The sequence below is a fragment of the Salipiger sp. PrR007 genome (genome assembly GCF_010499845.1).
Classification (GTDB): Bacteria; Pseudomonadota; Alphaproteobacteria; order Rhodobacterales; family Rhodobacteraceae; genus Salipiger; species Salipiger pacificus_A.
The window spans coordinates 219,131-229,622 of record NZ_JAAGOZ010000072.1 but is presented as its reverse complement, the minus strand read 5'-3'; the positions used below and the strand labels follow the sequence as shown (position 1 = coordinate 229,622).

Here is a 10,492-nt window from a genome sequence, read left to right as displayed (position 1 = left end):
ACGCGCCGGCCCTGGCGTGAGCGTGGCACCATGTCCCGCGCCGCTCGAGTCGCGGCCCCCCCCGGGGTGGAAACAGCAGGATCAGGAAGTCCGCGGCGCGGCTCCGTCCCACGCCTTTTGTGCCAAGCGCCGCCGCCAGCTGATCACGTTGTTGTTATGACCCGGGTGCATGGCGGGATCTCCGAATTGTCGGTGGTCCGACAGGCCGCCCATCTCTATCTCACCGCCGGTGCAGAAAGGATGACCCATGGCGACCGCAGAGGCAGTGCTGACCACCGTAACGACCGAAGGCTCCGTCCATCGGGCGGCGGCGCTGCTCTATGGCCATTGGAAACGCCTCAGCGCCGCGGCGATCCGCAGCCGCTTTCACAGCCGCGTCGGCGACGAGTGGCTGAAGCGCCGCGCCGAGTCCTGCCGTCCTGATCTGGTTCTGGGACTGGAGGCCGACGGCGACACCCGCGCCGTGCTCGAGATTTACCGCGTTGCCAAGACCCATGCCGAGATCGCGCTCTCGGTCGAGGATGCCTACCAGGGGCGCGGCTACGGGCGGCAGCTCTTTTCCGCCGCGCTCGGCCATGCGCGGGACATGGGGATCGAGACCGTCGAGGCCAGTTTCTCCCACGACAACCGCGCCATGCTGCAGATCGCGCTCAGCGCGGGTGCCAAGATCATCGCCGAGAGCGGCAACCGCTGCGCGACGATCTGGCTCTGAGGCTTTAGGCCGCCTTCGCCTCGCGGATCCGCGCGCGGCACCAGTCGGTCACCGCATCGACATCCGGAGCAAGCGGCTCGGCCAGGTCCTCGGCGAAGGCGAGGAAGGCATCCAGGTTGCCGGCGTTCACTGCCACAAGCACCGGCACGCCCGCCGACAGCGCCTCGCCGATCACCGGACGGAAGCCGCGGCCGTCGACCTCCTGCTTGCCGAACTTGTTGACCAGCAGCAACGCCGCGCCCTTCTGCAGCCCGGCGCTCACCAGCCCGACAACCCTTTCGAGCCCCTGCGGATCGAGCCGACACCCGCGCGACAGCGCCCCGAGGTCCTGGCTGATGCGCACGACGTCCGTGCCGCTCAGGACCTGCAGGTCCATGTGGCACTTGCTGGTCGGCCCGGTCTCGATGTTGTGCTGCACAGCGCCGGCGAGCGGCACGCCCTCGGCGCGCAGGCGGTCCGCCACCTCGCGCATCAGCACATCGACCTCGCCGCGGCCCAGACCCGTTACGTACCCAAGCATGCTCGTCCCCTTGAAACTCCGCGTCGCAGGTTACAAGATGCCCGACGTGCAGGCCAGAGGAGGCGCAAGATCACCCGCATGCCCGAAATTCCCCTGCTCCCGAACCCCGCCGACCCGCGCCTCACCCGGCGCATCTCGGGCACCGACCAGACCGGTGCCGAGACCGAGATCTCGGTGGTCGAGGAGCGCCCGCTCACCATCTATCTCAACCGCCAGGAAATCGTCACCGCGATGACCATCGGCGACTATCCCGAGTATCTGGCGCTGGGGTTCCTGCGCAATCAGGGGATGCTGCGCGCCGATGACGTCGTGACCGGCGTCGATTACGACGACGAGATCGAGACCGTCGTCGTGCGCACCCTTCGCGAGACCTCCTACGAGGAAAAGGTGCAGAAGAAGACCCGCACCTCGGGCTGCGCCGTCGGTACCGTCTTCGGCGACATGATGGAGGGGCTCGAGGGGCTATCCCTGCCGCAAGCCGAGGTCCGCACCTCTTGGCTCTACGCGCTGGGGAAAGAGATCAACACCACCCCCTCGCTCTATCTCGAGGCCGGGGCGATCCATGGCACCGTGCTTTGCGAGCGGGACAAGCCCTTGGTCTACATGGAAGATGTCGGGCGGCACAACGCCGTCGACAAGATCTCGGGCTTCATGTTCCAACATGGGCTGGGGCCCGAGGACAAGATCCTCTACACCACCGGGCGGCTGACCTCGGAGATGGTGATCAAGACCGCGCTGATGGGCATTCCTGTGCTGGCCTCGCGCTCGGGTTTCACCGCCTGGGGCGTCGAGATTGCCCGGCAGGTGGGGCTGACGCTGATCGGCCGGATGCGTGGGCAACGCTTCGTGTGTCTTTCGGGCGAGGAACGGCTGGTACGCGATGTGGATCCTGCCTCGGTGCCCGAGGAAGACCGCAAGTCCCGTCGCAAATCCGCCGGTGAGGCCGCAGAATGAGCCGCCCGCTGCAACAGCCGCTTGGGGTGATCCTCGCAGGCGGCCTCGCCACGCGCATGGGCGGCGGCGACAAGGGGCTGCTGGAGATCGGCGGCGCGCCGCTGCTGCAACGCGTGATCGACCGGATCGAGCCGCAAGTGGGCGGGCTGGCGCTCAACGCCAACGGCGAGGCCGCGCGCTTTGCCCGCTATCGCCTGCCGGTGCTGCCCGATACGATCGCCGGCTTCCCCGGCCCGCTGGCGGGCGTGCTGGCGGGTCTCGACTGGGCCGCCGAGCAGGGGGCCGACAGCATCGTGACGGTGGCCGCCGACACGCCCTTCTTTCCCTGCGATCTGGTACCGCGCCTGCTGCTCGCCGCCGAGGAGGCGCCGCACCTGCTGGCGTTGGCCTGCACACCGCGCTCCGGGGACGAAGCGCTGAAGTCCGGCGGCGGCAAGAAGATCAACCGGCACCCCACGTTCGGCCTCTGGCCGGTGTCGCTGCGAAACGATCTGCGCGCGGCGCTCGAAGGCGGTCTACGCAAGGTTGTGCTCTGGACCGACCAGCACGGCGCGGGCGAGGCGCTGTTCTCCGCCGAGCCCTTCGATCCCTTCTTCAACGTCAACACGCCCGAAGATCTGGCGCGGGCGCAGGCTCTGGCGTCGTGAGGATCTACGGCGTCACGGGCAGCAAGAACTGCGGCAAGACCGGGCTGATGGAGCGGCTGGTGGCGGAGGTCTGCGCCCGGGGTCTGTCGGTCTCGACGCTCAAGCACGCGCATCACAGCACCGATGTCGATCAGCCCGGCCGCGACAGCTACAGGCACCGGCAGGCCGGCGCGCACGAGGTGCTGCTCGCCTCGCCGCATCGCTGGGCGCTGATGCACGAGCTGCGCGATGCGCCCGAGCCACCGCTGGAGGAGCTGCTGACCAGGCTGAGCCCGGTCGATCTGGTGCTGATCGAGGGCTACAAGACCGCGCCGCACCCGAAGATCGAGGCGCATCGCGCCGAGACCGGCAAACCGCTGCTCTCGCCCGCCAACGCCAGCATCCGCGCCGTGGCCGCCGACAGCGTGGTGGAGACCGCCCTACCCCGCTTTGACCTCGACGACACCGCCGCCATCACCGATTTCATCCTGCGCGAGGTGGGCTTGTGAGCTTCGACACTTTCGTCGTCGTGGACTGGTCGGGGGCCTCGAAACCCTCGCCCGCCAAGCCGTCGAAGGATGCGATCTGGATCGGCATCGCCCGCGAAGGAAGCGTCGAAGCCAGCTACCACCGGACCCGCGCGGACGCGACCGACACCCTCGCCACCCTCTTTGAGACCGAGCGCGATGCCGGGCGGCGGGTGCTGGCGGGGTTCGACTTCCCCTTCGCCTATCCGGGGGGCTTTGCCGAGGCGCTCACCGGTACGCCGGGTCCGCTGCGGCTCTGGGAGGCGCTGGCGGCGCGCATCGAGGATGCGCCGGACAATGCCAACAACCGCTTTCAAGTCGCCGCCGAGCTGAACGATCTCTTCCCCGGGATCGGGCCGTTCTGGGGCTGCCCCGAGACGTTTGACGACCCGCGCCTGCCGAGCAAGGGCACGCGCCGGGACGGCCACAGGATGCCTGAACGGCGCACGTGCGACGCCACCCCCGGCGCGCAGACGGTGTGGAAGCTCTACACCACCGGCTCGGTCGGCTCGCAGGCGCTGCTCGGAATCCCCCGCCTGCAGGCCCTGCGCGCGCGCTTCGGCGCCGATCTCTCGGTCCGCCCCTTCGAGCAGCACGACACGCCGATCACGCTGGTCGAGCTCTTTCCCTCGCTGATCGCGAAGACCGTGGCCGCGCTGGCCGAGCCGGACGAGATCAAGGACCGCGCGCAGGTACGCATCCTTGCCGGGGCGCTGCGCGCGCTCGACCCACAACAGCTTGACGCCATGACCCGAGAGGGCGACGCAGTGGAAGGCTGGATCCTCGGACTCGGCCACGAGGAGACCCTGACCCGGGCCGCGCATCGCGCCTTTCCCCAACCCTGCGAGGCCCCCATGCCCTCCGATCCCGACAGCCCCCTCCTTCCGCCGCGCCTGCGCGACGACTGTTTCGCCATGCCGCAGGGCGTGAGCTGGGTGCCCGTCGACGAGGCGCTCGCCAAGCTGCGCGCCGCGCTCAGCCCGGTGACCGGCACCACGACGATTGCCACGGCCCGCGCCGCGGGCCGCGTGCTGGCGGCGGATGTGGCGGCCAAACGCTCGAACCCTCCGATGCCGAACTCCGCGGTGGATGGCTACGGCTTTGCCCATGCCGCAACCGGCAGCGGCGTGCAGCGCCTGCCGCTGGTGGCGGGCCGCGCGGCAGCCGGGCAGCCCTATGCCGACGCCGTGCCGCCGGGCGATGCGGTGCGCATCCTCACCGGGGCGATCCTGCCCGAGGGGGTCGATACGGTCGTGCTCGAGGAAGATACCAACACTGATGGCACAACTGTGGTCTTCGACGGGCCGCTCAAGCCGCGCGCCAACACCCGCAAGGCCGGCGAGGACATGGCTGCCGGCGATCTTGCCCTGCGCAAGGGCCGCCGCCTGCGCGCGCCCGACCTGGCGCTGGCCTCGGCGCTCGGCATCGCCGAGCTGCCGGTGCACCGTCCGCTGCGGGTGGGCGTGCTGTCGACCGGCGACGAGATCATCGCCTCGCCGGAGCTGCCCGCCGCGCCGCATCAGATCTGGGACGCCAACCGTCCCATGCTGCTGTCGCTGGCGCAGGGCTGGCACTACGAGCCGGTGGACCTCGGCCACGTCGGCGACGACGCCGCGGCAATCGCGGAGCGCCTGCACGAAGGCGCGCGCGAGGCGGATGTGATCCTGACGTCGGGCGGCGCCTCGACGGGCGACGAGGACCACGTCTCGGCGCTGCTGCGCGCCCGCGGCACCCTGTCGAGCTGGCGCATCGCGCTGAAACCCGGGCGTCCGCTGGCGCTGGCGATGTGGGAGGGCGTGCCGGTCTTCGGTCTGCCGGGCAACCCGGTGGCGGCGCTGGTCTGCGCGCTGATCTTCGCGCGCCCCGCCCTGTCGCTTCTTTCCGGCGCGGGCTGGACCGAGCCGCAGGGGTTCACCGTCCCCGCCGCCTTTGAAAAGCGCAAGAAGCCGGGCCGGCGCGAATACCTGCGGGCACGGCTGAACGAAGACGGCGCGGCGGAGGTCTTCGGCTCAGAAGGCTCGGGGCGGATCAGCGGGCTCTCGTGGGCGGACGGGCTGGTGGAGCTGCCGGACGGAGCGCGCGAAGTCACGCCGGGTACGCCGGTGCGCTACATCCCCTACGCGTCCTTCGGGCTGGTCTGAGGCAGGCCGAAGCCGGACCTCAGCCCTTGCGGATCAGGTAGACCTGCGCCGCGCCCTCGTCCGCCTGACCCACCAGCGCATGGCCGGCCTCGTTGCAGAAATGCGGCACGTCGATCACCGCCGCCGGGTCGGTCGCGACCACCCGCAGCACCTCGCCCGTTCCCATGCCCTGCAGGCGCTTGCGCGCCTTGAGCACCGGAAGCGGGCAGAGCAGCCCGCGCGCATCAAGTTCCTGATCCCAAGTCATGCCTTCTCAATAGCAGACGGCCCGGCGCTGTCCATCCGTCTGCTGCCGCCTTTGATAGAGAACGCCTATCAACTGACGGCACAGCGATATTGACCGGCAATGACCCTATGCCCCAAGAACGGATACCCACCGCGACGACAGGGAGGCATTCGATGGCGCTGGATCAGCAGCAGGGGATCTGGAAATCCGGCCGCAAGGGCGGCAAGGGACGCGCCACGCCGAAGGGCCGACAGCTCGACGACCGCGCATGGGACGAGGTGAAGGCGCTGCTCGGTGACCGTCCGCGCCGGCGCGATCTGCTGATCGAGTTCCTGCACCTGATCCAGGACCGCTACCACCACCTCTCGGCGGCCCACCTGCGCGCGTTGGCCGAGGAGATGCGGCTGTCGATGGCCGAGGTCTGGGAGGTCGCCACCTTCTACGCCCATTTCGACCCGGTAAAGGAAGGCGAGACCCCGCCGCCCGATCTGACCATCCGTGTCTGCGACTCGCTGTCGTGCGAGATGGCGGGGTCCGAGGCGCTCTTCGACGCGCTTTGCGCCGGGCATGACCCCGCAAAGGTCCGCGTGCTGCGCGCGCCCTGCATGGGCCGCTGCGACACCGGCCCGACGGTCGAGATCGGCCATCTGCACGTCGATCACGCCACGCCACAGAAAATTCGCTCGGCGATCGACAAGGGCGATTTCGAGCCGGTGATCCCCGCCTACGAGGACTTCAAGACCTATCGGGCGGGCGGTGGCTATGACCGGCTGCTGACCCTGCGCGAAAGCGGCGACTGGGAGAAGGTGCAGGAGGAGATCTTCGCCGCCGGCCTGCGCGGCATGGGCGGCGCAGGGTTCCCCTCGGGCAAGAAGTGGGGCTTTGTGCGCGCCAACCCCGGTCCGCGCTACCTTGCGGTGAACGGCGACGAGGGCGAGCCCGGCACCTTCAAGGACCGCTTCTATCTCGAACGCACGCCTCACATGATGCTCGAAGGCATGCTGATCGCCGCCTGGGCGGTCGAGGCCGAGACCTGCTTCATCTACATGCGCGACGAGTATCCGGCGATCCTTCACATCCTGCACAAGGAGATCGCCGCGCTCGAGGCGGCGGGGATCGTGCAGCCCGGCTTCATCGAGCTGCGCCGCGGCGCGGGCGCCTACATCTGCGGCGAAGAGTCCGCGATGATCGAATCCATCGAGGGCAAGCGCGGCATGCCGCGGCTGCGCCCGCCCTTCGTGGCGCAGGTGGGCATCTTCGACCGCCCGACGCTGGTGCACAATGTCGAGACCCTGCATTGGATCGGCCGCATCGCCCGCGAGGGGCACGCGATCAAGTCCAAGGTCGCGCACAACGATCGCAAGGGGATGCGCAGCTACTCGCTCTCCGGCCGTGTCGCCAATCCGGGCGTCTACGTGCTGCCTGCCGGCAGCACGATCAATGATCTTATCGAGGCCGCGGGCGGCATGGCCGAGGGCCATGTGTTCAAGGCCTATCAGCCGGGGGGGCCATCCTCGGGGCTGCTGCCGGCCTCGCTGGGCGACGTGCCGCTCGATTTCGACACGCTGCAGCCGCATGGCACCTTCATCGGCTCCGCAGCCGTGGTGGTGCTGTCGGACAAGGACAGCGCCCGCGGAGCGGCTCTCAACATGCTGAAGTTCTTCGAAAAAGAGAGCTGCGGCCAATGCACGCCCTGCCGTGTCGGCTGCGAGAAGGCGGTGAAGCTGATGCAGGCCGAAAGCTGGGACGGGGAGCTGCTCGAGGACCTCTGCCAGGTGATGACCGACGCCTCGATCTGCGGCCTGGGCCAGGCGGCCCCGAACCCGATCCGACTGGTGATGAAGCACTTCCCCGAGGAGGTGAAATGATGCGCGCGGTCCCCTCCCGTCCCCCTGCCCGCGCGCATTTTCCCGGGCCGCAGCCGTCCTCCGCTCAGTCGGACGCGGCCCGGGACCAATATCGCCGCACATTTCCTTGCGGCTCTCCCAAGACCCTGACCCCCGGAGCTGCACACAATGGCTGACGGATCGAACCTTCCCCAGACCTCCTTCATCCTCGACGGGCAGGAGGTCACCGCCCTCCCCGGAGAGACCATCTGGCAGGTCGCCAAGCGGCTCGGCACCACCATCCCGCACCTGTGCCACAAGGAGGCGCCGGGCTACCGGCCCGACGGCAACTGCCGCGCCTGCATGGTCGAGATCGACGGCGAGCGGACGTTGGCGGCCTCGTGCTGCCGCGCGCCCGCCGAGGGCATGAAGGTGACCACCGACAGCGCCCGCGCGAAGAAATCGCGCGAGCTTGTGATGGAGCTGCTTCTGGCAGACCAGCCCGAACGCGCGCAGGCGCACGACCGCGGCTCGCACCTGTGGGACATGGCCGACCTGACCGGGGTTTCCGACAGCCGTTTCCCCAGGCTCGAAGAGGCCCGCATCCCGCTGCTCGATGACAGCCACGTGGCGATGAAGGTCAATCTGGATGCCTGCATCCAGTGCAACCTCTGCGTCCGCGCCTGCCGCGAGGTGCAGGTGAACGACGTGATCGGCATGGCGGACCGGGGGCATGACGCTTTCCCCGTCTTCGACATGGACGACCCCATGGGCGAAAGCACCTGCGTCGCCTGCGGCGAATGCGTGCAGGCCTGCCCCACCGGCGCGCTGATGCCCGCCACCGTGGTGGACGCGGCCCAGCACGGCGACAGCCGTGACTTCGATGAGGCGGTGCAATCGGTCTGCCCCTTCTGCGGCGTCGGCTGCCAGGTCTCGCTGAAGCTGAAGGACGGCAAGGTCAAATACGTCGAAGGGATCAACGGCCCTGCCAACGAGGGTCGGCTTTGCGTCAAGGGGCGGTTCGGCTTCGATTACATCCACCACCCGCACCGGCTGACCAAGCCGCTGATCCGTCTCGAAGGCGCCGAGAAGGGGCTGAACGTCGATCCTGCCAACCCCTTCACCCACTTCCGCGAAGCGTCGTGGGACGAGGCAATGGAGGTCGCGGCCAGCGGTCTGGCGAAGCTGCGCGACCAGGGCGGCGAGACGGTGGCCGGTTTCGGCTCGGCCAAATGCACCAACGAAGAGGCCTATCTCTTCCAGAAGCTGATCCGGCAGGGCTTTGGCCACAACAACGTCGACCATTGCACGCGACTTTGCCATGCGTCGTCGGTCTCGGCGCTGATGGAGAACGTCGGCTCGGGGGCGGTCTCGGCCACCTTCAACGAGATCGAGAACGCCGATGTCGCCATTGTCATCGGCGCCAACCCGATCGAGAACCACCCGGTCGCCGCGACCTTCTTCAAGCAGTTCGCCAAGCGTGGCGGCAAGCTCATCGTCATGGATCCGCGCGGTCAGGCGCTGAAGCGCTTCGCCAGCCACATGGTGCAGTTCCGCCCCGGCGCCGACGTGCCGCTGCTCAACTCGATCATGTCGGTGATCGTCGAGGAAGGACTTTACGATCAGGCCTATATCGACCGCTTCACCGAGAACTGGGAGCACGAGAAGCAGCACCTCGCCGGTTTCGCCCCCGAAACGCTGGAGGATCTGACCGGCATCGACGCCGCCACGGTGCGCGATGTCGCCCGCACCTTTGCCAAGGGCAAGGCGGGGATGATCTTCTGGGGCATGGGGGTCAGCCAGCACATCCACGGCACCGACAATTCACGCTGCCTGATCTCCCTCGCGCTGATGACCGGCAACGTCGGCAAGCCGGGCGCCGGGCTGCACCCGCTGCGCGGCCAGAACAACGTGCAGGGGGCGTCCGATGCGGGACTCATCCCGATGTTCCTGCCCGACTATCAGGACGTGACTGACGACGGCGTGCGCTCGGCCTTCACCGAGATCTGGGGCTCGGAAGACTTCAGCGGCCAGAAGGGTCTCACGGTCACCGAGATCATGGACGCGGTGCACGATGGCGCGATCCGCGGCATGTACATCCTCGGCGAGAACCCGGCCATGTCGGACCCGGATGTGACCCATGCCCGCGCCGCGCTGGCCAAACTCGATCACCTCGTGGTGCAGGACATTTTCCTGACAGAGACCGCCAATTACGCCGACGTGATCCTGCCCGCCGCCGCCTTCTACGAAAAGACCGGCACCGTGACCAACACCAACCGGCAGGTGCAGATGGGCCGCGCCGGGGCCACGCCCCCGGGCGACGCGCGCGAGGACTGGGCGATCACCGTCGAGCTGGCGCAGCGGCTGGGGCTGGGCTGGACCTACAGCCACCCGCGCGAGGTTTTCGCCGAGATGGCGCGCGGAATGCCCTCGCTCGACAACATCACCTGGGAGCGGCTGGAGCGCGAGGACGCGGTGACCTATCCGTCGCTCTCGCCCGAGGATCCCGGTCAGCCCATCGTCTTTGGCGACGGCTTCCCGCGCGAAGGCGGCCGGGCGCGGTTCACCCCCGCCTCGGTGATCCCGCCGGACGAGACGCCCGACGCCGATTACCCAATGATCCTGACCACGGGGCGGCAGCTCGAGCATTGGCACACCGGCTCGATGACCCGCCGCTCGAAGGTGCTCGACGCGGTGGAGCCCGGCGCCAACTGCTCGCTGCACCCCTCGACCCTGCGCAAGCTCGGCGTCGAGCCCGGCGGCATGGTCAGGCTACAGACACGGCGCGGCGAGATCGAGGTCATGGCCCGTGCAGACCGCGCGGTGGCGCCCGACATGGTGTTCCTGCCCTTCGCCTATGTCGAGGCGGCGGCGAACATCCTCACCAACCCGGCCATCGACCCCTACGGCAAGATCCCCGAGTTCAAGTTCTCGGCGGTGCGGGTCACGGCGGCGTAGCG

9 protein-coding genes are annotated in these 10,492 nt (G+C 68.8%); 7 read left to right on the top strand and 2 right to left on the bottom strand.

The features are described 5' to 3' along the window. The first annotated feature begins 247 nt into the window (after positions 1 to 247). On the top strand, positions 248 to 712 hold the full coding sequence (locus G0Q01_RS23355; protein WP_164197819.1) for a GNAT family N-acetyltransferase: 465 nt from the start codon (positions 248 to 250) through the stop codon (positions 710 to 712). 4 nt (positions 713 to 716) lie between these two features. Here G0Q01_RS23355 and G0Q01_RS23350 read toward each other — a convergent pair whose 3' ends face one another. Then, the gene (locus G0Q01_RS23350) at positions 717 to 1,232 is read right to left on the bottom strand and encodes a DUF2478 domain-containing protein (RefSeq protein ID WP_164197820.1); all 516 of its coding nucleotides are present in this window, start codon (positions 1,230 to 1,232) and stop codon (positions 717 to 719) included. A 78-nt stretch (positions 1,233 to 1,310) separates the two neighbouring features. Here G0Q01_RS23350 and G0Q01_RS23345 point away from each other — a divergent pair, with 78 nt between their 5' ends. From G0Q01_RS23345 to glp, 4 genes are read left to right on the top strand one after another with little or no spacing between them, the layout of a single operon-like run. Then, positions 1,311 to 2,186: a formate dehydrogenase accessory sulfurtransferase FdhD gene (locus G0Q01_RS23345; RefSeq protein WP_164197821.1), complete on the top strand. Its 876-nt coding sequence runs from the start codon at positions 1,311 to 1,313 to the stop codon at positions 2,184 to 2,186. Beyond that, positions 2,183 to 2,833, top strand: coding sequence for a molybdenum cofactor guanylyltransferase MobA (gene mobA, locus G0Q01_RS23340; protein ID WP_164197822.1), 651 nt, complete (start codon positions 2,183 to 2,185; stop codon positions 2,831 to 2,833). The genes G0Q01_RS23345 and mobA overlap by 4 nt, the downstream gene beginning before the upstream one ends. Next, entirely contained in the window at positions 2,830 to 3,321 is a 492-nt protein-coding gene (gene mobB, locus G0Q01_RS23335; RefSeq protein WP_164197823.1) for a molybdopterin-guanine dinucleotide biosynthesis protein B, read from the top strand. Before mobA ends, mobB begins: the two co-directional genes overlap by 4 nt. Beyond that, on the top strand, positions 3,318 to 5,480 hold the full coding sequence (gene glp, locus G0Q01_RS23330) for a gephyrin-like molybdotransferase Glp (RefSeq protein WP_164213904.1): 2,163 nt from the start codon (positions 3,318 to 3,320) through the stop codon (positions 5,478 to 5,480). The genes mobB and glp overlap by 4 nt, the downstream gene beginning before the upstream one ends. 19 nt (positions 5,481 to 5,499) lie before the next feature. Here the strand turns inward: glp and G0Q01_RS23325 are convergent, their stop codons facing one another. Then, entirely contained in the window at positions 5,500 to 5,727 is a 228-nt protein-coding gene (locus tag G0Q01_RS23325; RefSeq protein ID WP_164197825.1) for a sulfurtransferase TusA family protein, read from the bottom strand. A 152-nt stretch (positions 5,728 to 5,879) separates the two neighbouring features. Between G0Q01_RS23325 and G0Q01_RS23320 the strand changes: the two genes are divergently transcribed. Next, on the top strand, positions 5,880 to 7,574 hold the full coding sequence (locus G0Q01_RS23320) for an NAD(P)H-dependent oxidoreductase subunit E (protein ID WP_164197826.1): 1,695 nt from the start codon (positions 5,880 to 5,882) through the stop codon (positions 7,572 to 7,574). A gap of 147 nt (positions 7,575 to 7,721) precedes the next feature. After that, a complete protein-coding gene (fdhF, locus tag G0Q01_RS23315; protein WP_164197827.1) occupies positions 7,722 to 10,490 on the top strand; it encodes a formate dehydrogenase subunit alpha in 2,769 nt (922 codons plus the stop codon). The last annotated feature ends 2 nt before the right edge of the window (positions 10,491 to 10,492 follow it).